The sequence below is a fragment of the Nonomuraea sp. NPDC049400 genome, from assembly GCF_044466425.1.
Classification (GTDB): Bacteria; Actinomycetota; Actinomycetes; order Streptosporangiales; family Streptosporangiaceae; genus Nonomuraea.
Genome location: NZ_JBITMP010000015.1, coordinates 158,249 through 179,623 on the forward strand (window position 1 = coordinate 158,249; position 21,375 = coordinate 179,623).

Sequence of the window (21,375 nt, forward strand, 5' to 3'; positions counted from 1 at the left end):
GCGCTCTGTCCAGGTCCTAGATGAGGACCTTGATGACGCCGGTCAGCGCCAGTTGGGCCAGGGCCAGGGGGACCAGGACGGCCCAGGCGAGTTTCTGGAGCTGGTCCTCGCGGAGCCGGGGGTACGTGACGCGCAGCCAGATCACGGCGAACGACAGCAGGAAGACCTTGATCAGCGTCCACATCCAGCCCGGCAGGAACGGGCCGTGCCAGCCGCCCAGGAACAGGACGGTGGTCAGGAACGACAGGACCACGATCCCGACGTACTCGGAGAGCATGAACAGCGCGAAGCGCATGCCTGTGTACTCCGTCATCGGACCCATGATGATCTCGGACTCGGCGATCGGCATGTCGAACGGAGGGCGGCGCAGCTCAGCCAGCCCGGCCAGGAAGAAGACGACGCCGCCGACCGCCTGCCACGGCAGCCACCACCACTGCCACGCCTCGACGATGGCGGGGAGCGACAGCGTGCCCGCGGCCATCGCGACGGAGGAGGCCGCCAGCACGAGCGGCAGCTCGTACGACATGAGCTGGGCAGCCGAACGCATGCCGCCCAGCACCGAGTATTTGTTGGCCGAAGCCCAGCCGGCCATGATCGAGCCGAGGACGCCGACGCCCATGACGGCGAGGACGAAGAAGAGGCCGAGGTCGAGATCGACGGCGACGCGGCCGCGGTCGATGGGGATGACGATCAGCACGACCAGGTACGGGACGAGCGCCACGCCGGGGGCGATCATGAAGATGCGGCGGTCGGCCGCGGCCGGGATGACGTCCTCTTTCTGCATGAACTTGACGCCGTCGGCGATGAGCTGCGCCCAGCCGTGGAAACCACCGGCGTACATGGGGCCCAGCCGGGACTGCATGTGCGCCATGACCTTGTGCTCGGTCTGCCCCACGATCAGCGGCAGCACCAGGAACACGATGAGAATGACGGCGAAGCTCAGCACCACGTCAAGCATCGGGCGGCCCCCAGTCGGGTGGGACTCCTGGTGGAAGCGTCTTGCGGCGGCTCGGGGCGCCGTGTCCCGATTCGCCGGGCTCCTTGGCGCCGGGCCACGGCTTGGCCACGCGGGCGGCCAGGATGAAATCCTTGCGGAGCGGGTGGCCCTCGAAGCCGTCGGGCAGGAGGAGCGGCATGAGGTTGGGATGGTCGTCGAAGATCACGCCGAACATCTCGTAGGTCTCGCGCTCGTGCCAGTTCGCGCCCCGGTAGACGCCCACCGCGCTGGCGAGGTGCGGGTCCTCGCGCGGGACGCGGGTGCGGAGCAGCAGGCGTGCTCCGGCGGTCGGGTTGTAGACGTGTGCCACGACGAGGAAGGCGTCCGGTGGGTCGTCGACGCCGGTCAGCCAGTCGAAGAACGCGTAGCCGAGGCCGTCACGGACGTAGGTCAGGAGCTCGATCCAGTCGCCGGGGGCCACGTCGACCGTGGTGTCGCCGTACGACTCCGAGATCTCGACGCGATCGCCGCCGAACCGCTCAGAGAGCTGGTGGAGGCCGGCGGTCACGCCTCCTCCTCGAAGGACCCGTGGGAGCGGGACCACACGTAGCGGTCGCTGAGCTTCTCTCCGGCGATCTTCTCCTGGAGCTTGGTGATGCCGTAAAGAAGAGCCTCGGGTCGGGGCGGGCAGCCGGGCACATAGACGTCGACCGGGATGATCTGGTCAACCCCGTTGGTCACACAATAGGAGTCCCAGTACGGGCCGCCGGTGTTGGAGCAGGCGCCGAACGAGATGACGTACTTCGGGTCGGGCATCTGCTCGTAAAGGCGCTTCACAGCCGGAGCCATCTTGTCGGTCACCGTGCCCGAGACGATCATCAGGTCGGCCTGGCGTGGGCCGTTCGCGAACGGGATCACGCCGAACCTGATGAAGTCGTGCCTGCTCGTCGAGGTCGCGATGAACTCAATCGCACAGCAGGCCAGCCCGAAGTTGAACACCCACAGCGAATAGCGCCTGCCCCAGTTGAGCACGAAGCGCATCGGCTTGGGCGCCAACCTGGAGACGGGGCCCACCGTGGGCATCGGGAGATCCGTTGCTGCCATACTGTCCATTCTTGCGCGAATCGCAGGTCAGGCAAAGAAAAGCACGCTAGGTCCAGGTAAGAACGCGCTTACGCCAGGCGTACAGGATGCCCAGGGCGATGAAGCCCAGGAAGACGAACATCTCCACGAGCGTCGTCAGCCCGTAGCCGGGGGCGTCGAAGACCGTGGCCCAGGGGAACAGGAAGACGGCGTCCACCGCGAACACCACGTACAGGTACGTGAAGACGTAGTAGCGGACCTGCGACTGCGCCCAGCCCTCGCCCACCGGGTCGACCCCGCACTCGTACGTGGTCAGCTTCTCCGGGGTCGGACGGGTCGGGCGGAGGAGGCGGTTGGCCATCAGGGCTCCGGCCACGATGGCTACACCTATGGCGAGTAGTGCGGCGACGAGCACATACGACCCGAAATAGCCGTCCATACCGCGATGGTAACCCGAAGAAGCTGGGGTGAGGCTGGGGTTCCAGAGGCAGATCCAGGGCCGGAAGCTATGGGCGGGATGGGCCGAAAACAGGCAAAGCAGTGGAAGCTGTCTCGGACTCGTTACCCAACGCAGCCAAAGCCTCGGGAGCGATCATGTCAAGACGAGGTAAACAGGAAGATCGACAACATACGCTGACAACTATGCACAAAAAGCGATTCTCCTCCGGAATCGCTCTGCTGGCCCTCTCGGCCACCGGCTGCGGGCTGGCCGCCGCTTCCCCCGAGAGGAACGTCGTGGTCCCGGCAGAGCCGACGATGATCGACTTTGTCGACCCGGCGTCCGTCGCCGGCCTGTCCACCAGAACGCTGACGGAGGGCCGCACCACCGGCGGCCGATACGTGCACATCAGCTACCCCGAGCTCAAAGCCGCCCCCGCCCTCAACGAAGCCCTGCGCGTCCAGACCGAACGGCAGTGGCGCGAGTTCCAGGGGCGCGCCAAGGACCCCCACGCCTACCCGCGGCCCGAGCTGAACGTCGAATGGCAGCTGGCCGCCGCCTCCCCCCAGGCGATCGCGGTACGGCTGCGCACCGGCATGTTCCTGGGCGCGAGCTGGGGCAACTCCACCCGTACGTACTGGTTCGATCCGCGTGAGGGCAAGGCCGTGGAGTCCACCGGGCTGCTCGACGGCAAAGAAGCCCTGAACCGCCTCGCGGAGCTGGTGCGGGGGCAGTTCAAGACGCGCGGGTCGCAGGTCGAGCGGGACGGGGTGACGGCGCGGGGCGACGAGTTCGACTCGATGGCCTTCAACCCGGCGGGGGATCTCGTGGTCGAGTTCGACGACTGCCAGATCGGGCCGTGCCCGCTGGGACGGCTGGCCGTGGCGATCCCCGAGCGGCAGGTACGGCCGCTGCTGTCCGGGTTCGGGCGGCGGGCTCAGGACAGCGTCAAAGAGCAGGCTCAGGACAGCGTGAAAGAGCGGGCGCCGTACCACATCCCGGAGGCGCCCACGAGCATCCCGCAGGCCGTCAGCAACCGGGCAGGGAGCGTGGACTGCGCCAAGACCAAGTGCGTGGCGTTGACGTTCGACGACGGGCCCGGTCCCTACACCGCGAGGTTGCTCGACGTGCTGCGGAACGCTCAGGCGAGGGCCACGTTCTTCACGGTCGGCGTCAATGCCGCCGCTCAACCCGACCTGCTCAGAAGGATGAGCGCCGAAGGGCACCTGATCGGCAACAACAGCTGGGCGCACAAGGACCTCTCGAAGCAGGCGACCAGCAAGATCGCCGACTCTCTCGGGCGCACCAGGGACGCGATCGAGGCCGCCATCGGGCAGAAACCGACGCTCATGCGGCCGCCGTACGGGGCCGTGAGCCAGGAGCTGCGCGACATCGCCGCCCAGGAGGGGATGTCGCTGGTCAACTGGGATGTCGACGCCAGGGATCAGCTCGAGGAGAAAGCGCGCGACATCGTGGACCTTGTCGTGCGTCAGGCGCATCCAGGTGCGATCATTCTCATGCACGACATACACCGGGAATCCGTTGACGCGGTTCCGGACATCCTCGCAAGGCTGCGCGGGAAGGGTTACAGCTTCGTCACCGTTCCTGAGCTGTACGGCTCGGCAGGGATGCAGGCCGGACGCCTGTACAGGTCGGGGGACGACCTGCCGGGTAAGCAGCCCCTGACGTAAGACACGTGTTGGGGGGACGTATAGTTGGCGTTCGTGACCCGAACCGCCCTCTTCGCCCGCCTGCATGTCGACCTCTGCAGGCTCGCGTCCGGGCTGTGTCGTCGTTCTCCCGCCTCACCCTGATTCGACCGCGTTTACCCGCTCTTTGCGGGATGCAAACGCGCGACCTTCCGAGGATCTAGCATGGAAACAGAGAACGCGCCCAAGGCAAGCGCGCATTGGCGCGCGTCGAGGAGGACTGAGCTGTGACGAAGCAGGTCCAGCAAGTCGATCGTGTGATCATCAGATTCGCTGGAGACTCCGGCGACGGCATGCAGCTCACCGGCGACCGCTTTACGGCGGGCACGGCGGAGTTCGGCAACGACCTGTCGACACTCCCCAACTTCCCCGCTGAGATCCGCGCGCCCGCAGGCACTCTGCCCGGCGTGTCGAGCTTCCAGCTCCACTTCGCGGACCACGACATCCTCACGCCCGGCGACGCGCCGAACGTGCTCGTGGCCATGAACCCGGCCGCGCTCAAGGCCAACCTGGGCGACCTGCCCAAGGGCGCGGACATCATCGCCAACACCGACGAGTTCACCAAGCGCAATCTGCAGAAGGTCGGCTACGACGCCAACCCGCTGGAGGACGACTCGCTCAGCGAGTGGCACGTGCACGCGGTGCCGCTGACCTCCCTCACGGTCAAGGCCCTCGAGGGCTTCGAGCTGTCCAAGAAGGACGCGGAGCGCTCGAAGAACATGTTCGCCCTCGGCCTGCTCAGCTGGCTCTACCACCGGCCGACCGAGCACACCATCACGTTCCTCGAGCAGAAGTTCGCGAAGAAGCCCGACATCGCCAAGGCCAACATCGCGGCCTTCCAGGCGGGGTGGAACTTCGGTGAGACCACCGAGTCCTTCTCCGTCTCGTACGAGGTCAAGCCCGCCAGGCTCGCCCCTGGCGTCTATCGCAACATCTCCGGCAATCAGGCCCTGGCGTACGGCCTGATCGCCGCGAGCGTGCAGTCAAAGCTGCCGCTGTTCCTGGGCTCCTACCCGATCACCCCGGCCAGCGACATCCTGCACGAGCTGAGCAAGCACAAGCGGTTCGGCATCCGCACCTTCCAGGCGGAGGACGAGATCGCAGGCGTCGGCGCGGCGCTCGGGGCCGCGTTCGGCGGATCGCTCGGCGTGACCACCACGTCCGGCCCCGGCGTGGCACTGAAGGCCGAGACGATCGGCCTGGCGGTCACCACCGAGCTGCCGCTGATCATCGTGGACGTGCAGCGCGCGGGGCCGAGCACCGGCATGCCGACCAAGACGGAGCAGACCGACCTGCTGATGGCCATGTTCGGCCGCAACGGCGAGTCGCCGGTGCCGATCGTGGCGCCGATGTCGCCGAGCGACTGCTTCGACGCAGCCGTCGAGGCGGCCAGGATCGCCATCAAGTACCGCACTCCGGTCATGCTGCTCTCGGACGGCTACCTGGCCAACGGCTCGGAGCCCTGGCGACTGCCCGAAATTTCCGACTTGCCGGACATTTCGCAGGAGTTCACGAAGGAGCCGAACGGCGCCGACGGCGAGTTCCTGCCGTACAAGCGCGACACCGAGACGCTGGCCCGCCCCTGGGCCATCCCCGGCACGCCCGGCCTCGAGCACCGCATCGGCGGCATCGAGAAGGCCGACGGCACCGGCAACATCTCGTACGACCCCAACAACCACGACCTGATGGTCCGCACGCGGGCCGCCAAGATCGCCGGGATCGACGTCCCCCCGCTGGAGGTCGACGACCCGGACGGCGACGCCAACGTGCTGGTCATCGGGTGGGGCTCGACGTACGGGCCGATCGCCGCGGCCGTGCGGCGGATCAGGAAGAGCGGCGGCAAGGTCGCGCAGGCCCATCTGCGCCACCTCAACCCGCTGCCCGCGAACACCGGCGAGGTCCTCAAGCGCTACGACAAGGTGCTGCTGCCCGAGATCAACCTCGGCCAGCTCGCCCTGCTGCTGCGGGCCCGCTACCTCGTCGACGTGATCAGCTACAACCGTGTGCGCGGGCTCCCGTTCAAGGCCGAGGAGCTGGCCGGAGTCATCCAGGACGTGATCGACAGTGACTGAGCTCGTAAACGGGAAGGGCCTGTCGCTCATCCCCAAGACCGACGTCAAGCAGACCCTGAAGGACTTCAAGTCCGACCAGGAGGTGCGCTGGTGCCCGGGCTGCGGCGACTACGCGATCCTGGCGGCGGTGCAGAGCTTCCTGCCCGAGCTGGGGCTCAGGCGCGAGAACATCGTGTTCGTCTCGGGCATCGGCTGCTCGTCGCGCTTCCCGTACTACCTCAACACGTACGGGTTCCACTCGATCCACGGCCGCGCGCCCGCCATCGCGACGGGGCTGGCCACCTCCCGGCCAGATCTGAGCGTGTGGGTGATCACCGGTGACGGCGACGCGCTGTCGATCGGCGGCAACCACCTGATCCACGCGCTGCGCCGCAACGTCAACCTGAACATCCTGCTGTTCAACAACCGGATCTACGGGCTGACCAAGGGCCAGTACTCCCCCACGTCCGAGGTCGGCAAGATCACCAAGTCGACGCCGATGGGGTCGCTGGACAAGCCGTTCAACCCGATCTCGCTGGCCATCGGCGCCGAGGCGTCGTTCGTGGCCCGCACCATCGACTCCGACCGCAAGCACCTGCAGTCGGTGCTGCGCGAGGCGACCGCGCACCGCGGCACGTCGCTGGTGGAGATCTACCAAAACTGCAACATCTTCAACGACAACGCGTTCGAGCAGCTCAAGGACCCGGACGTCCGCGACGACATCACGCTGCGGCTGGAGCACGACCAGCCGATCGTGAGCGCCTCGAAGGCGGTCGTGCGGGCGGCGAACGGCGGCATCGAGGTCGTGGCGCGCGACAGCGTGAGCGAGGACCAGATCCTCGTGCACGACGCGCACAACCCCGACCCGTCGGTGGCCTTCGCACTCAGCAGGCTGGACGAGCCGGCGTTCGAGCACGTGCCGATCGGGATCTTCCGCCAGGTCGACCGGCCGGCGTACGACGTGCTGATGGCCGAGCAGCTCGAGGAGGCCGTCGCGCAGAAGGGTCCCGGTGACCTGAGCGAACTGCTGCTGGGCGGCGACACCTGGCGCATCGCCTGATATTCGCGATTTGATGGGGCCCGTCCGTGCGGGCCCCATTCGCATGCCCGCCGGCCGACAAACGGGCGCTCGGCGGAAGTGCCCGCCTACCAAAGGGGGGCGTTCGTGGAGTGGCGTGGCAGGCGGGCCCTGGTGACAGGGGCCTCGGGGTTCATCGGCGCCCACCTGGTCAGGCGGCTGGCCGAGCTGGGCGCGGACGTGCACGGGGCGAGCCGCACCGGGAGCGGTCACGACCTGCGTGATCCGGGGGCCGTGGAGGGGCTGTTCGCCGCAGTCCGCCCCGAGGTGGTCTTCCACCTGGCCAGCGAGGTGAACGGGGCCAGGGACGTCTCTGTCGTGCGGCCGACGCTGGAGGGCAACCTCAAGACCGCGGTCAACGTGCTGACCGCGGCGGCCGGATCCGGGTGCCGGGTGGTCCTGGCGGGGTCGAGCGAGGAGCCGCGGCCCGGCAACGGGCATACGCCGGCGCCCTCGCCGTACGCGATGGCCAAGGCGGCGGCGACTGGGTACGCCGAGCTCTACCACCGGCTCTGGAACGTGCCCTGCACGATCGTGCGCCCGACCATGGTGTACGGGCCGGGCCAGCGTGACACCGCCAAGCTGGTGCCGTACGTGACGCTGGCACTGACCAGGGGCGAGAAGCCCCGGCTGACCAGCGGCTCCAAGCTCGTGGACTGGGTCTACATCGACGACGTGGTCGAGGCGTTCGCGCTGGCCGGGCTGAGCGAGCGCGCGGTCGGGCAGGCGTTCGACGTGGGCACGGGCACGAAGGTGTCCGTGCGGGAGGCGGTCGAGCTGCTCTACCGGATCGCCGGGGAGGAGTCGGCGCCGCCGTTCGGGACCGTTCCCGACCGGCTGCTGGACGTGCCGCAGGTGGCCGATCCGGAGCCCGCGCGGGAGCTGATCGGCTGGCGCCCCCTGGTTGGCCTGGAGGACGGGCTGCGCCGCACCGTGGCGTGGTACCGGCGATGAGACCCGTAGCGGTGGGGCTGGCGGGCGCCGGGCTGTGGGCGGGGGCCTTCCACGCGCCCATGCTCGCCCAGGGCCCGGAGACCAGGCTGGCCGGGGTGTGGGCCAGGCGGCCCGAGGCGGGCCGGGCGCTGGCGAGCCGGTTCGGCGCGCCGTACTACGAGGACTACCGCGACCTGCTCGACAGGTGCGAGGCGGTGGCGTTCGCGGTGCCGCCGGATGCGCAGGCCGAGCTGGCGGCCGAGGCCGCGCGGGCCGGGCGGGCGCTCCTGCTCGACAAGCCGCTCGCCCTCGACCTGGCCGCCGCCGAGGAGCTGGCCAGGGTGGCGAGCGGCGTGCCGACCCAGCTCGTCATGACCAACCGCTACCGGCCCGCCGTGCGCGAGTTCCTCCGCCAGGCACGCGACCTCCCCGTGCTGGGGGCGCGTGCGAGCCAGCTCACCGGCGAGTTTCTCGAAGGTCCCTTTCTCGATCAACCGTGGCGGGTGAAGCACGGCGTGCTGTTCAACACCGGCCCGCACGGGCTCGACCTGCTCGACGCCGCCATTGGACCGATCAAGGAGATCCGGGCCGCGGGCGACCCGCACGGCTTCCTCGCGCTCACGTGCCGGCACGAGGGCGGCGCGGTCAGCCAGCTCTCGCTATGCGGCAAGGTGCCGGGGGTGGGCAGGCGCACGGTCTACGAGCTGTACGGCCCGCGCGGCGAGCTGGTGCTCGACTTCGCCCGGATCCCGCCCGACTCGGAGCCGACCCGGGCGGCGTTGCGGGCGGAGTTCGCGGCGGCGGTCAGGGCGGGCCGGTCGCACGCGATCGACGTGCACAGAGGGGTGCACCTTCAGCGGCGATTGGAGCAGGTCTGGCGGGACTTGTAACGGTCTAAGGGAAACGCCGGATACACAAGAGCTGAGCCGGACTGGGGGGAAGGTCGGTAATGACGCTGACGGGGTCGATCATCAACCTCACCGTTCACGGCATCGGCGACACCGATCGGCCCCTCGATCCGGGCGAGGACACGACCTGGGTCAGCGTCAAGCAGTTCGAGCAGGTGCTGGACGCGGTCGTGGACCGCAAGGACGTGCGCATCACGTTCGACGACGGCAACGCCTCCGACGTGGAGATCGCGCTCCCCCGGCTGCTGGAGCGCGGGCTGCGGGCCGAGTTCTTCGTGCTGGCCGGGCTGCTCGGCAAGCCGGGCAGGCTGGCCGCCGACGGAGTCAAGGAGCTGGCCAGGTCAGGCATGCGGGTGGGCTCGCACGGGTGGGGACACCGCGACTGGCGGCGGCTCTCCCTCGAGCAACACGACCAGGAGTTATCGGCCGCGCATGAGGTGATCGGGGACTTATGCGGCCACCCGGTGACGAGGGTGGCGATCCCGTTCGGCTCCTATGACCGGCACGTGCTCGGCAGGCTCCGCCAGGCGGGCGTGACCTGCGCGTACACCAGCGACGGCGGACGGGCCACCCCGGGCCAGTGGCTCCAGGCCCGCAACAGCCTGCGCCACGACCTGGACGAGGGATGGATACGCCGGGTGCTCGACGGCCGGCCGGCGCTGCCCCAGCGGGCCAGGAAGGCCGCGGCCCGCCTCTACAAGCGGACGCGAGGCTGACCCGGATGCGTGTCGCGGTGGTGATCGTCACCTACAACAGCGCCGACGTGCTGGAAGGCTGCCTGCGCAGCCTCGCGGAGGGCGCGCGCGGCGTGGAACTGGCCGCGGTCGTCGTGGCCGACAACGCCTCGGCGGACGACTGCGAGGTCGTCGCCAAACGAGTCGAGGACCTGCCGTTGAGCACGGTCCAACTCGGCAGGAACGCCGGGTACGCGGCCGCGATCAACGCCGCCGTGGACACGCTGGATCTCGACGAGCTGGACGCCGTGTACGTCATCAACCCGGACTGCCGCCTGCTCCCTGGGTCGATCGCACCGCTGGCCAGAGCTCTGCGGGAGCCGCACAGGGGCATCGCGGTGCCGTACATGGTCAATCCCGACGGATCACTGCAACCGTCCCTGCGCCGGATGCCCACGGTCGGCAGGGCCGTGGTGGAGGCGATCATCGGCGGGGACCTGGCCGGGCGGCTGGGGCCGCTCGGCGAGCTGGTCACCAATCCCCGCGAGTACGAGCGCCCCGGCGCGTTCGCGTGGGCCACGGGGGCGGCGATGCTGATGTCCGTGGCCGCCATGCGCGAGGTCGGGCCGTGGGACGAGTCCTTCTTCCTCTACAGCGAGGAGACCGAGTACTGCCTGCGGGCCGCCGACAAGGGCTGGCTCACCTGGTACGAGCCCGCGTCGGTCATCGAGCACATCGGCGGCGACTCGGGCACCAACCCGGCGCTGGCCGCGCTGCTGATCGTCAACAAGGTGAAGCTGTTCCGCAGGCGCAGGGGACGGCTGGCGGGTGGCGCGTACTACCTGGCCGTGCTGCTCGGCGAGGGCGCCCGAGCGCTGGCGGGCCGGAAGATCTCCAAGGCGTCGTTCGCCGCGCTGCTGCGGCCCTCCACCGTGATGACGGCCTCATGAAGGCATTCGACCAGCTCACGAGCGAGGAGCTGGACGCCTGGCACCGGCTGCGGGCGGCCAACCCGGCGCTGGACAGCCCGTACTTCCACCCGGGCTTCGCGGCGGCGGTCCACGAGTTCGCGAAGGTGCACGTGGCCGTCTCCAGGGACGAGCGCGGGGAGATCGCCGCGCTCATGGCCTGCCACCGCGACGGCGCCCGCCTGCGGCCCGTGGGCTGGCCCGGGGCCGACTTCCAGGGGCCGATCCGCGCGCCGGGCACGCCGTTCCGCCCGCTGGGACTGCTCAACGGCCTGGAGTTCGACCACCTGCTGGAGCAGGAGGGGTTCGAGCCGTGGATCGTCTCGCGCCGGACCTCGCCGTACGTGGACGTGACCGGCGGGCTCGACGGCTACCTGGGCCGCGCGTCGCGGACGGGCAAGGACAACATGGGCCAGGCCAGGCGGCGCGCCGCCAAGGCGGAGCGCACGCTGGGCCCGGTCCGTTTCGAGGCGGACACCGTCGATCCCGAGGCCCTGGAGCAGGTCGTACGGCTCAAGCGCGCCCAGTACGCCGCCACGGGCGCCAGGGACTACTTCGCCGAGCCCGGCAGGGTCGAGCTGCTCACCAAGCTCCTGCACACCCGCGACCCCGGCTTCGGCGGCGTGCTGTCGACCGTGCACGCCGGCCCGCACCTGCTGGCCGCGCACTTCGGGATGCGCTCCGGCGGCGTGCTGCACTGGTGGTTCCCCGTCTACGACCCCGCCCACGCCGGGCTCGCCCCCGGCTGGATCCTGCTGCGCGAGCTCGTACTGGCCGCCCCCGCGCTCGGCCTCACCCGCATCGACCTGGGCCGGGGCGACGACGAGTACAAGCGCCGGGCCAAGACCGGCGAGAGCGTCGTCTGCCAGGGGCTGGTCACGGGCAGCCGGGCGCGGCTGGCCGTGCGCAGGGCGCGCGACTCGCTCGCCGCCCGGGCCCGGCAGTCGGAGCTACTCAGAGCACTCGCACGCAAGATCAGGAACCTGTAACGCTCCAACAAGCTGTGGCGAACAAACTAGGGTGAGCCGGGTGGGGCATGACATATGCCCCGGGGCCCTGCTCCTGACGCGACGGGGGAGGGCCCGGACCGTGAGAATCAGTGTCTTCGGACTCGGTTACGTCGGTTGCGTGTCGGCTGCCTGCCTGGCCTCGATGGGGCACGAGGTCGTGGGCGTGGACGTCAACCAGACCAAGGTGGACCTCGTCGCCTCCGGCCGTGCGCCGGTCGTCGAGGAGCGCATCGGCGAGATGACCGCCGAGATGGTCCGCAAGGGCGCGCTGCGGGCGACCACGGACGCCGCCGAGGCGGTGCGGGAGACGGACGTGTCGCTGGTCTGCGTGGGCACGCCGTCGGCCGCGAACGGCAGCTTATCCACCCTCTATTTAGAGCGGGTGGCCGAGGAGATCGGCAGTGCGCTCAGACCAGGACAGACGGTGGTGTTCCGGAGCACGATGCTGCCGGGCACGTGCGAGGGGCTGCTGATCCCGATCCTGGAGGCCGCGTCGGGGCTGCGGGCGGGGCGGGACTTCGGGGTGGCGGTGAACCCGGAGTTCCTGCGCGAGGGCACCAGCGTCCGGGACTTCTTCGAGCCGCCCAAGACGGTGATCGGCGAGAGTGACCCGGCCGCCGGCGAGCTGGTGGCGGCCCTCTACGAGGGCCTGCCCGGCGAGGTGTTCCACGTCCCGATCGCGGTGGCCGAGATGACGAAATATGCGGACAACGCGTTCCACGGGCTGAAGATCAGCTTCGCGAACGAGCTGGGCGCGGTCTGCCAGGCGCTGGGGATCGACTCGCACGAGGTCATGGACGTGTTCCTGGCCGACACCAAGCTCAACGTCAGCCCGGCCTACCTGCGCCCGGGGTTCGCGTTCGGCGGCTCGTGCCTGCCCAAGGACCTGCGCGGGCTGGTCTACGCCGCGCGCAGGGCCGACGTCTCCGTTCCGCTGCTCTCCCACGTCCTGCCCGCGAACGAGGCGCATCTGCAGCGCGCGTTCGAGCTGGTCGTGGCCGCAGACAGCCGCAAGGTCGGCCTGTTCGGGCTGTCGTTCAAGCCCGGCACCGACGACCTGCGGGAGAGCCCGCTGGTCGAGCTGGCGGAGCGGCTCCTGGGCAAGGGCTACGACCTGCGCATCTACGACGAGAACGTGACCCTGTCGCGGCTGATGGGCGCCAACCGGCACTACATCGAGCAGCGCCTCCCCCACCTGGGCGACCTGCTGACCAACTCGGTCGACGACGTGCTCTCGCACGCCGACGTGTGCGTGATCGGCTCGCGCGAGCCTGCCGTGCTGGACGCCGTCGCCCGCTCGGGCACCCGTACGATCATCGACCTCGTCCGCCTCCCCGACGCCGCCGAGCGCCGGGCGACCCCTGGATATGTGGGCCTTGCCTGGTAAACGAGCACTCATCCTCGTCGAGAACCTCTCCGTGCCCATGGACCGCCGGGTGTGGCAGGAGAGCGTCACGTTGCGGGACGCGGGGTGGGAGGTGCACGTCATCTGCCCGCAGGGGGCAAAGCAGGACACGGAGCCGTACGCGCTGATCGACGGCATCGCGATCCACCGCTACCCGCTCAAGGCGGCGACCGGCGGGCCGCTGGGCTACCTCAAGGAGTACGGCTCCGCGCTCTGGCACACGTTCCGGCTGGCCAGGAAGGTGGGACCGGTCCACGTGGTGCACGGGTGCAACCCGCCTGACCTGTTCTTCCTGGTGGCTCGGCGGCTGGCGAGACGCGGCACGCGGTTCGTGTTCGACCAGCACGACCTGGTGCCGGAGCTGTACCTGTCGCGGTTCGGGCGGGGTCAGGACCTGCTCTACCGCGCGGTGTGCCGGCTGGAGCGGCTCACGTACCAGGCGGCGCACGTCGTGATCGCGACCAACGAGAGCTACCGGCAGATCGCGCTGACCAGGGGCGACAAGCGGCCCGATGACGTCTTCGTGGTGCGCAGCGCGCCCGCGGTCGAGCGGTTCCACCAGGTGCCGCCGGACGAGTCGGTCAAGCGCGGCAAGCCGTACCTGCTGTGCTATCTGGGCGTCATGGGGCCGCAGGACGGGGTGGACTACGCGCTGCGGGCGCTGGCCAAGCTGGAGCGGCAGGACTGGCACGCGGTGTTCGTCGGGGGCGGCGACACGTTCGACGCGATGGTTTCGCTGTCGAAGCAGCTGGGGCTGGGCGACCGGGTGGAGTTCACCGGGCGGATCCCCGACGAGGACCTGATGCGCTACCTGTCGACGGCCGACGTGTGCCTGTCGCCCGACCCGCTGAACCCGCTCAACGACGTCTCCACCATGAACAAGGTCATGGAGTACATGGCCATGGCCAAGCCGATCGTCTCCTTCGAGCTGCGCGAGGCGCGGGTGTCGGCGGGCGAGGCGGCCGTGTACGCGCCGGCCAACGACGAGGCCGAGTTCGCGAAGCTGATCTCGTACCTGCTGGACCATCCGGAGGAGCGGCGCAGGATGGGCGAGATCGGCCAGGCACGCGTCAGGGGACCCCTGTCCTGGGACGAATCCCGCAAGGCCCTCATAGCCGCCTACTCGAAAGTGATCGCATGAGTGCATACAAGTGGCTGCGGCGCAACGTCGGCCAGCTCCTGTACGAGCGCAGGTACGGCGTCCGCACGGCCGAGCGCGTCGACCTGGCCGACATCGGGCTCGACGGCGAGGACCGCGTCTACTACGCCGCGCTCAACTGGCGGGCGCTGCGCAAGGCGCTGCCCAAGAGCGAGGTGGGCGAGCGGGACGTGTTCGTGGACTTCGGCTCCGGCATGGGCCGGGTGATCGTCCAGGCGTCCCAGTACCCGTTCAAGCGGGTGATCGGGGTCGAGCTGTCCGAGGAGCTCACCGACATCGCCAAGGAGAACGTCAGGAACATGCGGGTCCGCCGGAAGTGCGGAGAGATCGAGCTGATCGCCTCGGACGTGCTCGACTACGACATCCCCGACGACGTGACCGTGGTGTTCTTCAACAACCCGTTCCGCGGCAAGATCTTCAGCGAGGTCATCGACCGGCTGGTCGCCTCGGTGGACCGGGCTCCGCGGCCGGTGCGGATGATCTACGGAAACCCGCTGGAGGAGCCGTACCTGATGAGCACGGGACGCTTCCGCCACCTGCGGACGATCAACCTCAAGCCGGACCCGCTCGGCCCGCCGTTCGGGACGATCAGGACCTACGACCTGCTGCCGAGGTGATCAATCACGGGTGGTCCCCCACCGGACCCGGCCAGGGCGGCGGAAGGCGGTCAGCGCCCGGTCGAGCACCAGCACGGCCAGGTAGCAGAGCGCGTCCAGCGGGCTCACCTCGCGGCCGCGCACCAGCGTGCCCACGGAGGACAGCCGGAGGCCGGTCAGGGTCACCGGGCGGCCGAGCGCGGCCAGCTGCCTGTTGCCGAGCCGTACGCGGATCCTGCGGCGCAGGTAGGCGCGGACGGTCCTGGCCGGGCGCACGACCGACGTGGCCTCCGGCACCGCGACCCGCTCGCCGTTCACGAAGCTCGCGTGCACCCAGCCGTCGTCGGACAGCACGTCGTCCGGCACCGGGAAGGCCCTGGCATGGCCCTGCTCGCCGAGCACGTAGACGCCCGCCCCGGCCAGCACCCGGCTGGGCCCGACCATGCGGTGGTGCACCTTGTGCACCCGCCTGGCCGCCCAACCGGCCCCCGCCAGGTCCAGCACGGGCACGGGCGCGCACCCCAGCACCCCCGGACGCGCGCAGGCGGCCACGAGCGCACGCGCGGACTCCGTGCTCAGCTCGACGTCCGCGTCCAGGTAGAGGCGGGGGAACGTACGGCAGGCCGCGTCGCCCAGCCTGAGCGCGTGCGCCTTGCCACCGACCGGCGTCTCGATCACCCGCACGCCCGCCGCGCGGGCCACCGCGGCGGTCCCGTCCGCGCAGGCGTTGGCCACCACCACGACGTCGAACTCACCCGGCCGCGAATCCCCCAGCAGGGCCGCCAGCCCCGCCCCGATGACCGCTTCCTCGTTGTGCGCGGGGATGACGACGCTGGCGACGGGCTCCATCGGCCGGCCCCTTTCGAAAGGATGCTTCCATGAAGGTAGAGCGGACCCCGCTCGACGGGGTGCTGCTGTTCAGGCCGTCGCCCCACCGCGACGACCGCGGACTGTTCACCAGGACGTTCGACGCGGACGTGGCGGCCGAGCACGGCCTCGACCCGGCCGCGTTCGTGCAGGACAGCCAGTCGCGCTCGCGCAAGGGCACCGTGCGCGGCATGCACGGCAGGTCCGGGCGCGGCGAGGCCAAGCTGGTGCGCTGCGCCCGCGGCGCCGTGCACGACGTGCTGGTGGACATCCGCCCCGGCTCCCCCACGTTCGGCGAGCAGTTCTCGGTACGGCTGGACGACCAGGACTTCCTCACCCTGTACGTGCCCGCCGGATTCCTGCACGGCTTCCAGGCGCTGACCGGCGAGGCCGACACCTGCTACCGGATCGACAGAGAGCACGATCCGTCGGAAGATCTGGCGGTGCGCTACGACGACCCCGACCTCAAGATCGACTGGCCGCTGCCCGTCACGGCGATCAGCCCGCGCGATCTCGAGGCCGGCTCGTGGGCGCGGCTGACCGAGCGTCTGGCCTAGGGGAGGTCGGTCGATGAGAAGGCTACTCATGGGGACGGTCGTACTGCTGACCGCGGCCTGCAGCGCGAGCGGGACGGCGGCTCGGCCCACCGTGACGGTCACGGTGACCGCCTCGGGCGCTCCGTCGGCCACCTCGACGCCGTCCTCGCCGCCCCAGCTGGTGCCGCGCCCGGTCGTGGCCCCCGACGGCCGGCGCTGCCCCGACCACCCCACGCCGGCCTGCACGGGCCTGCCGCCCGGCACCAAGCTACGCACGCTGGCGGCCAACGACGGCCCGGCGCACCGGGTGGTCAAGGCGAACACCGTGCTCGACGGCGTGCACGTCACCGGCGACCTGCTCATCGCCGCCGACAACGTCAAGATCGTCAACAGCCGGATCGACGGCGGCATCCAGGCCCAGTTCGACGGCCGCGACTACGCGTACAGCATCGCCGACAGCACGGTGGGGCCGACCGGCCAGTGCCTGACCGCGCCCGCCATCGGCGTCGCGCACTACACGGCCGAGCGGGTGCTGATCCGCGGGCACGCCGACGGGTTCCGCGACTCCGGCGACAACATCTCGATCAAGGACTCGTACGCCAAGCTCTGCTCCGACGGCACCAAGAACTACGCCGACGGCGTCCAGACCTTCAACGCGGGCAAGGGCTTCACGCTCGACCACACCACGCTCGACATGCGCGGCGTCGTCAACTACAACTCGCCGATCTTCTTCAACGACCGGCCGGACGGCACGCGGGACGTCACGGTCACCAACAACCTGGTCATGGGCGGCAACTACACGATCCAGCTGCACAACATCCACGGCAGCCTGGTCGTCAGGAACAACCTGGTGGTGGACAAGACCTGGGAGTTCGCCCCCATGTCGGGCGACTGCCAGGACACCATCCAGTTCGAGAACAACCACATCGTCACCATCGACCAGGATTACCGGGTCACCTCCATCGTCCGGCCGCTCACCTGCAACGGCAAGTGATCGGGGCGCCGCTCGGCCTCGGCCATCCGCAGCAGCGCCCCGGTGGCCCCGATCAGCAGGAACGCCAGGCCGGTGACGATCGCGAACGACAGCAGGTCGAACGTGGCCGCGCCGAGCACCGGGGCAACCAGGCACGCCGCCAGCGTGAGCCCCAGCTCCCTGACGCCCGGGTCCGCGCTGAGATAGCGGGCCCGTAGCGCGCAGATGAACGCGCAGACGAACATGCCGAGGAAGACCGCCACACCGATGATCCCGGTGTCGATCGCGCCCTGGATGTACTGGTTGTCGAAGACCTGGTACTTGGGGTAGTACCAGGTGCCCATGCCGCGGCCCAGCCACAGGTGCTTGGCGATCTCCTCCCCCGCGAAGGCGTAGTCGTGCGTGCGGTAGCCGATGCTGCTGTCGTTGAAGAAGTTGTTGAACAGGCCGAAGAGCGTGCCGAGCAGCCCCGGCGAGATCACCTTCATCACGACGAGGAAGCCGGCCAGGACCACGAGCGCCTGGATCCGCCGCCGCGCCGGCCAGCCGAGCATCAGCACGATCCCGACCCCGACCAGGCCCAGGATGGCCGACCTCGACACCGAGAACATCAGCCCCATGCCGATCGCGGCCGTGCACAGCCACCAGCGCAGGGCGGGCCTGCCCAGCTCGCGGGCGCGGAAGCTGTAGTGGGCGGCGAGCGGCAGGATCATGGCGCAGATCACGCCGAACTCGATCGGGTGCGCCGCCGTCGCGGCCACCCTGCGCATCGCGTTCCTGTCGAAGACGAACTTGTCCTCGATCACGAACCGCAGCCCGGGGATCTGCATGTACTGCGTCAGGTCGAGGTTGAGCAGGAACTGGAACGCGCCCACCAGCGACATGAGCGCGCCGGCCACCACGATGGCCTTGAGCGCGAAGTCCAGCCGCTCGCGCACCCGGATGCCGTCGCACACCGCCAGCGCGAGTCCCGTGTTGGCCAGCACCAGCACGATCGCGTGGTCGGCCAGGTTGAGCTCGTCGGTCGGCAGGTAGCCGTAGGTGCCGTAGCCGTACGAGGCGGCGGCTGAGGCCACGTAGAGGAAGAGCGCGGTCCTGACGGGGTTGCGGCCCTTGGCCGCGCCCAGCGACCTGGTGAGCTGCGAGCAGAGCCACAGGAGAGCGGCGAGGAGCGCGAGCACGTTGGCCACGGACAGCGCCAGCGGGAGCCCGCGGATGATCATGCGGGCCGGGATGAGCATGAGCGTCACCACGAACAGGCACACCAGCGTGGCGGCGTCCGCCCTGCGCGGCATCCCCGGCAGCGGCCGGGTGTCCAGTCCGGTGGTCACGTGTGCTTGCCGTTCACGTGGGCGTCGGCGGCGACGAGGACCCGCCGGTCCACCTCGACGGGCGGGCGGGTCGCGGCGGCAGCCTGCCTCCGTCGCCTGCGCGCGTCGGCGAAGCTGTCGAACGCGTACGTCACGAACAGGCTCGCCATCACGCCCAGCGCCAGCGCCACCACGGCGGCCCGCAGCTTGCGCCCCGGCTCGGGCTCCGGCGGCGCCGGCGCGACCACCTGGGTCAGCGTCATGTACGTGGCCGGCGGCGCGTTGACCGCCTGCTGCCCCTTGAGCAGCTCGACCTTGGCCCTGGCCGCGACCTTGCGCACGATCTCCTGAGCCGCCTCCGGCGAGCTCGCCTCGCTCTCGATGAACACGAACGGCCCGGAGGCCAGCGCCTCGGCGTTCGTGCTGCCGTTGTGCACCTTGTACGTGACCGGCCCGTTCGGCACGATGCCCAGCTCGGCGGCCGTGTCGGCGGTCGTGAGGCGGGCGGTGAGTATCGAGGCGGTCATGGTCAGCCCGCGGTCGAAGTTGAGCAGCGGGTTCACGGGCGCGTTCGTGGTGCCCGGATGCACCGGGAGGCTCGCGCCCGTACGCGGCGTGGTGAGCACCATGGCCGCGTTGGAGGTCCACAGGGTCGGCACCGTCGAGTAGACGGCCGCGGCCGCCCCCACGGCCAGCAGGAACGCGGGTACGGAGACGTACCAGCGACGGAACAGAACCAGGACCGTGAGCCAGAAGTCCATGCGCCCTCCCCCTCAGGCCGCGAACACGGGCCCCCGGCGTGACACACAGGTATCGTTCCAATGGCTCACATGTGTTACGTAACGACTCTCCTGTCCTATGGCGATATGCCTTCCGTGACCAAGTTGGCAGTGGTGACGCCGAGCTTCGGCCCCGACGCTGAGCTGTTCGCCGAGCTACACGCGTCCGTGCTGGAGCACACCACGGATGACACCGTCCATCACGTGATCGTGCCGCCGCGCGACAAGGAGCTGTTCGGGCGCTACGCGGGCCCTCGCTGCCGCGTCTGGACCGAGCCAGAGCTGCTGCCCCGCAGGTACGTCCGCGTGCCCCGGTCCGGCCTGTGGGTCAACGCCATGCGCCCGTGGCCGCCCATCCGTGGCTGGGTGATCCAGCAGGCGCTCAAGCTCTCCGCCACGGCCAGGATCGAGGCCGACGCGGTGCTGATCGCCGACTCCGACATCGTGCTGGTCAGGCCGGTGGACGTGGCCGCGTTCCGGACGGACGGGCGGCTCTGCCTGCACCGGGCCGAGCACGCCGTGCACGCGGGCATGACCAGGCACGTCCGCTGGCACCAGGTGGCCCGCGACCTGCTCGGCCTGCCCGCCGCGCTCCCGCCGCCGCTGCACGACTACGTCAGCTCGCTGACGTTCTGGGACCCGCACGTGGTGCGGGCCATGCGGACCAGGATCCAGCAGGCCACCGGGCGCCACTGGCTCGACGCGTTCACCTCGCGGCTGCACGTCTCTGAGTTCATCCTCTACGGCGTGTACGTCGACGAGGTGCACTCGCTCGCCGACCCGCCCCCGGCCAACACCGCGATCTGCCACAACTACTGGGACAGGACGCCGCTCGACCACGACGGCGCCCTGGCCTTCGCCGACCGGCTCAACCCGGAGGCCATCGGCATGATGATCTCCGCCAAGTCCGGCACGCCGCTGCCTGTCAGACAGGCAGCGGTGCGCCGGTGCGCCGAGGTGGTCGCCGGACGCTGACCCTCATTTCACTATCGGGAACGTCTGCGTGTCCGCGGAGTCCTCGTCGACGGCCTCCGGCTTGCCGGCCTGCTTGTGCCCCTCCGTGGCCTCCGCCACCGGCTCGGGCTCCACGTCGGTCACCGGGGCGGGCTCGATGGCGACCGGCGCGGGCTCGATGGCGGGCTGCGGCTCGACGGCGTCCACGGCCTCGGTCCAGGCCTCCGCCGAGGGTCCTGCCGCGACGCGCCGCCTGGCCTGCCTGAGCGTCCACGCGTACGCCGCCGTGAACCCCGCGAAGAGCGTGAGCACGGCCGCGATCCCCGCCGTCTGCACCTTGTCCGCGAGCTGCGCCTCCGGCGTGGACGGGGGCGTGACGTTGACCAGCGTGATGTACAGGATCGGCGGCGCCCCGAGCTCCTTCTGCTTGGCGGCCAGCTCGTCCTCGACGCGCTTCTGCGCCCGCACCACGAGCTCCTTGGCGGTCTTCTCGTCCGGGCTGTCCGCGGTGATGGAAAGGAACGGTCCACCGCTGCCGAACAGCGCCTGGTTGCTGCTTCCGTCGTCGATCGTGAGCTTGTTCGGCCCCTCCTTGGGCGCGCCGAGCTGGGCCAGCACCTCAGGAGTGCCGACCGACAGGATCAGCGTCGCCGCCGTGGTACGCAGCCCCCCGCTGTCCACGAGCAACGGATTCGTCCGCCCTGCCTTCGACAGGGGCTCGCCGGGCGCCGGCTGCGTGTTGCCGGGACCGGTCAGCAGCAGCACCACGTTCGCCTTGTAGTGGGCAGGCACGATGAGGAACCCCACGACCCCTGCCACCACGGCGAGCGCCAGGATCGGAGGGCCGACGAACTTACGTCGCGCCAGGCCGAAGACGGTTTTCCAGAACTCCAAGACTTCCCCGCCCCCTGCGCAAATTTCGACCTGTTCGAATGTGCGGAAATTAACATTCCCCCGGCATGGTGTACAGGGTTCCTGTCGCCTATGGCACAACTGTTCATCCGAA

The 21,375-nt window shown here is 69.8% G+C and carries 23 protein-coding genes; 15 read left to right on the forward strand and 8 right to left on the reverse strand.

Going from position 1 to position 21,375, the window contains the following annotated elements:
* Window positions 1-16: 16 nt before the first annotated feature.
* The 4 genes from nuoH to ACIBVN_RS24990 all read right to left on the reverse strand — a co-directional run bounded on the left by nuoH (window position 17) and on the right by ACIBVN_RS24990 (window position 2,459).
* On the reverse strand, window positions 17-958 hold the full coding sequence (gene nuoH / locus ACIBVN_RS24975; protein ID WP_397140141.1) for an NADH-quinone oxidoreductase subunit NuoH: 942 nt from the start codon (window positions 956-958) through the stop codon (window positions 17-19).
* Entirely contained in the window at window positions 951-1,505 is a 555-nt protein-coding gene (locus ACIBVN_RS24980) for an NADH-quinone oxidoreductase subunit C (protein WP_397140143.1), read from the reverse strand. Before ACIBVN_RS24980 ends, nuoH begins: the two co-directional genes overlap by 8 nt.
* Window positions 1,502-2,020 carry an NADH-quinone oxidoreductase subunit B gene (locus ACIBVN_RS24985; protein ID WP_397140314.1) on the reverse strand — a complete coding sequence of 173 codons (519 nt, stop codon included), beginning with the start codon at window positions 2,018-2,020 and terminating at the stop codon, window positions 1,502-1,504. Before ACIBVN_RS24985 ends, ACIBVN_RS24980 begins: the two co-directional genes overlap by 4 nt.
* 67 nt (window positions 2,021-2,087) lie before the next feature.
* Window positions 2,088-2,459, reverse strand: a complete 372-nt coding sequence (locus tag ACIBVN_RS24990; RefSeq protein ID WP_344998413.1) for an NADH-quinone oxidoreductase subunit A — start codon at window positions 2,457-2,459, stop codon at window positions 2,088-2,090.
* A 203-nt stretch (window positions 2,460-2,662) separates the two neighbouring features.
* Here ACIBVN_RS24990 and ACIBVN_RS24995 point away from each other — a divergent pair, with 203 nt between their 5' ends.
* From ACIBVN_RS24995 to ACIBVN_RS25050, 12 genes are all read left to right on the forward strand, one after another.
* Window positions 2,663-4,150 (forward strand): polysaccharide deacetylase family protein, encoded by a 1,488-nt coding sequence (locus ACIBVN_RS24995; protein ID WP_397140146.1) that lies wholly within the window; start codon window positions 2,663-2,665, stop codon window positions 4,148-4,150.
* Window positions 4,151-4,183: 33 nt separating this feature from the next.
* On the forward strand, window positions 4,184-4,273 hold the full coding sequence (locus tag ACIBVN_RS25000; RefSeq protein ID WP_397140148.1) for a putative leader peptide: 90 nt from the start codon (window positions 4,184-4,186) through the stop codon (window positions 4,271-4,273).
* Window positions 4,274-4,395: 122 nt separating this feature from the next.
* Window positions 4,396-6,240 carry a 2-oxoacid:acceptor oxidoreductase subunit alpha gene (locus ACIBVN_RS25005; RefSeq protein ID WP_349452876.1) on the forward strand — a complete coding sequence of 615 codons (1,845 nt, stop codon included), beginning with the start codon at window positions 4,396-4,398 and terminating at the stop codon, window positions 6,238-6,240.
* A complete protein-coding gene (locus ACIBVN_RS25010; protein WP_397140150.1) occupies window positions 6,233-7,279 on the forward strand; it encodes a 2-oxoacid:ferredoxin oxidoreductase subunit beta in 1,047 nt (348 codons plus the stop codon). The genes ACIBVN_RS25005 and ACIBVN_RS25010 overlap by 8 nt, the downstream gene beginning before the upstream one ends.
* A 105-nt stretch (window positions 7,280-7,384) precedes the next feature.
* On the forward strand, window positions 7,385-8,251 hold the full coding sequence (locus tag ACIBVN_RS25015) for an NAD-dependent epimerase/dehydratase family protein (RefSeq protein ID WP_397140152.1): 867 nt from the start codon (window positions 7,385-7,387) through the stop codon (window positions 8,249-8,251).
* Entirely contained in the window at window positions 8,248-9,120 is an 873-nt protein-coding gene (locus ACIBVN_RS25020) for a Gfo/Idh/MocA family protein (RefSeq protein ID WP_397140154.1), read from the forward strand. Before ACIBVN_RS25015 ends, ACIBVN_RS25020 begins: the two co-directional genes overlap by 4 nt.
* A 59-nt stretch (window positions 9,121-9,179) precedes the next feature.
* Window positions 9,180-9,854, forward strand: coding sequence for a polysaccharide deacetylase family protein (locus ACIBVN_RS25025; protein ID WP_397140156.1), 675 nt, complete (start codon window positions 9,180-9,182; stop codon window positions 9,852-9,854).
* A 5-nt stretch (window positions 9,855-9,859) separates the two neighbouring features.
* Window positions 9,860-10,762 (forward strand): glycosyltransferase family 2 protein, encoded by a 903-nt coding sequence (locus ACIBVN_RS25030; RefSeq protein ID WP_397140158.1) that lies wholly within the window; start codon window positions 9,860-9,862, stop codon window positions 10,760-10,762.
* Window positions 10,759-11,769 carry a GNAT family N-acetyltransferase gene (locus ACIBVN_RS25035; protein ID WP_397140160.1) on the forward strand — a complete coding sequence of 337 codons (1,011 nt, stop codon included), beginning with the start codon at window positions 10,759-10,761 and terminating at the stop codon, window positions 11,767-11,769. The genes ACIBVN_RS25030 and ACIBVN_RS25035 overlap by 4 nt, the downstream gene beginning before the upstream one ends.
* Window positions 11,770-11,869: 100 nt before the next feature.
* Window positions 11,870-13,177: a nucleotide sugar dehydrogenase gene (locus ACIBVN_RS25040; RefSeq protein WP_397140162.1), complete on the forward strand. Its 1,308-nt coding sequence runs from the start codon at window positions 11,870-11,872 to the stop codon at window positions 13,175-13,177.
* The gene (locus tag ACIBVN_RS25045; RefSeq protein ID WP_397140164.1) at window positions 13,158-14,336 is read left to right on the forward strand and encodes a glycosyltransferase family 4 protein; all 1,179 of its coding nucleotides are present in this window, start codon (window positions 13,158-13,160) and stop codon (window positions 14,334-14,336) included. The genes ACIBVN_RS25040 and ACIBVN_RS25045 overlap by 20 nt, the downstream gene beginning before the upstream one ends.
* Window positions 14,333-14,971, forward strand: a complete 639-nt coding sequence (locus ACIBVN_RS25050; RefSeq protein WP_397140166.1) for a methyltransferase domain-containing protein — start codon at window positions 14,333-14,335, stop codon at window positions 14,969-14,971. Before ACIBVN_RS25045 ends, ACIBVN_RS25050 begins: the two co-directional genes overlap by 4 nt.
* Here the strand turns inward: ACIBVN_RS25050 and ACIBVN_RS25055 are convergent, their stop codons facing one another.
* Window positions 14,972-15,799 carry a glycosyltransferase gene (locus ACIBVN_RS25055; RefSeq protein ID WP_397140168.1) on the reverse strand — a complete coding sequence of 276 codons (828 nt, stop codon included), beginning with the start codon at window positions 15,797-15,799 and terminating at the stop codon, window positions 14,972-14,974.
* Window positions 15,800-15,828: 29 nt separating this feature from the next.
* On the opposite strand from ACIBVN_RS25055, the gene ACIBVN_RS25060 reads away from it, so the two are divergent.
* Both ACIBVN_RS25060 and ACIBVN_RS25065 read left to right on the forward strand, forming a co-directional pair.
* Window positions 15,829-16,374: a dTDP-4-dehydrorhamnose 3,5-epimerase family protein gene (locus ACIBVN_RS25060; protein WP_397140170.1), complete on the forward strand. Its 546-nt coding sequence runs from the start codon at window positions 15,829-15,831 to the stop codon at window positions 16,372-16,374.
* A gap of 13 nt (window positions 16,375-16,387) precedes the next feature.
* Window positions 16,388-17,347 (forward strand): hypothetical protein, encoded by a 960-nt coding sequence (locus tag ACIBVN_RS25065; protein ID WP_397140172.1) that lies wholly within the window; start codon window positions 16,388-16,390, stop codon window positions 17,345-17,347.
* On the opposite strand, the gene ACIBVN_RS25070 is transcribed toward ACIBVN_RS25065, so the two are convergent.
* Together ACIBVN_RS25070 and ACIBVN_RS25075 are read right to left on the reverse strand one after the other, a co-directional pair.
* On the reverse strand, window positions 17,299-18,657 hold the full coding sequence (locus ACIBVN_RS25070) for an O-antigen ligase family protein (protein WP_397140174.1): 1,359 nt from the start codon (window positions 18,655-18,657) through the stop codon (window positions 17,299-17,301). The genes ACIBVN_RS25065 and ACIBVN_RS25070 overlap by 49 nt on opposite strands.
* Window positions 18,654-19,397, reverse strand: a complete 744-nt coding sequence (locus tag ACIBVN_RS25075; RefSeq protein ID WP_397140176.1) for a hypothetical protein — start codon at window positions 19,395-19,397, stop codon at window positions 18,654-18,656. The genes ACIBVN_RS25070 and ACIBVN_RS25075 overlap by 4 nt, the downstream gene beginning before the upstream one ends.
* 114 nt (window positions 19,398-19,511) lie before the next feature.
* Between ACIBVN_RS25075 and ACIBVN_RS25080 the strand changes: the two genes are divergently transcribed.
* On the forward strand, window positions 19,512-20,390 hold the full coding sequence (locus ACIBVN_RS25080; RefSeq protein ID WP_397140178.1) for a DUF6492 family protein: 879 nt from the start codon (window positions 19,512-19,514) through the stop codon (window positions 20,388-20,390).
* A 3-nt stretch (window positions 20,391-20,393) separates the two neighbouring features.
* Here the strand turns inward: ACIBVN_RS25080 and ACIBVN_RS25085 are convergent, their stop codons facing one another.
* Window positions 20,394-21,263, reverse strand: a complete 870-nt coding sequence (locus ACIBVN_RS25085; RefSeq protein WP_397140180.1) for a hypothetical protein — start codon at window positions 21,261-21,263, stop codon at window positions 20,394-20,396.
* Window positions 21,264-21,375: the final 112 nt, after the last annotated feature.

Excerpts from the sequence above, each read along its gene's own strand:
- ACIBVN_RS25075 (WP_397140176.1), bottom strand. The coding sequence starts at position 19,397 with ATGGACTTCTGGCTCACGGTCCTGGTTCTGTTCCGTCGCTGGTACGTC.
- ACIBVN_RS25030 (WP_397140158.1), top strand. The coding sequence starts at position 9,860 with ATGCGTGTCGCGGTGGTGATCGTCACCTACAACAGCGCCGACGTGCTG.
- ACIBVN_RS24985 (WP_397140314.1), bottom strand. The coding sequence starts at position 2,020 with ATGCCCACGGTGGGCCCCGTCTCCAGGTTGGCGCCCAAGCCGATGCGC.
- ACIBVN_RS25020 (WP_397140154.1), top strand. The coding sequence starts at position 8,248 with ATGAGACCCGTAGCGGTGGGGCTGGCGGGCGCCGGGCTGTGGGCGGGG.
- ACIBVN_RS25060 (WP_397140170.1), top strand. The coding sequence starts at position 15,829 with ATGAAGGTAGAGCGGACCCCGCTCGACGGGGTGCTGCTGTTCAGGCCG.
- ACIBVN_RS25055 (WP_397140168.1), bottom strand. The coding sequence starts at position 15,799 with ATGGAGCCCGTCGCCAGCGTCGTCATCCCCGCGCACAACGAGGAAGCG.
- nuoH (WP_397140141.1), bottom strand. The coding sequence starts at position 958 with ATGCTTGACGTGGTGCTGAGCTTCGCCGTCATTCTCATCGTGTTCCTG.
- ACIBVN_RS25025 (WP_397140156.1), top strand. The coding sequence starts at position 9,180 with ATGACGCTGACGGGGTCGATCATCAACCTCACCGTTCACGGCATCGGC.
- ACIBVN_RS24990 (WP_344998413.1), bottom strand. The coding sequence starts at position 2,459 with ATGGACGGCTATTTCGGGTCGTATGTGCTCGTCGCCGCACTACTCGCC.
- ACIBVN_RS24995 (WP_397140146.1), top strand. The coding sequence starts at position 2,663 with ATGCACAAAAAGCGATTCTCCTCCGGAATCGCTCTGCTGGCCCTCTCG.
- ACIBVN_RS25050 (WP_397140166.1), top strand. The coding sequence starts at position 14,333 with ATGAGTGCATACAAGTGGCTGCGGCGCAACGTCGGCCAGCTCCTGTAC.
- ACIBVN_RS25045 (WP_397140164.1), top strand. The coding sequence starts at position 13,158 with ATGTGGGCCTTGCCTGGTAAACGAGCACTCATCCTCGTCGAGAACCTC.
- ACIBVN_RS25035 (WP_397140160.1), top strand. The coding sequence starts at position 10,759 with ATGAAGGCATTCGACCAGCTCACGAGCGAGGAGCTGGACGCCTGGCAC.
- ACIBVN_RS25065 (WP_397140172.1), top strand. The coding sequence starts at position 16,388 with ATGAGAAGGCTACTCATGGGGACGGTCGTACTGCTGACCGCGGCCTGC.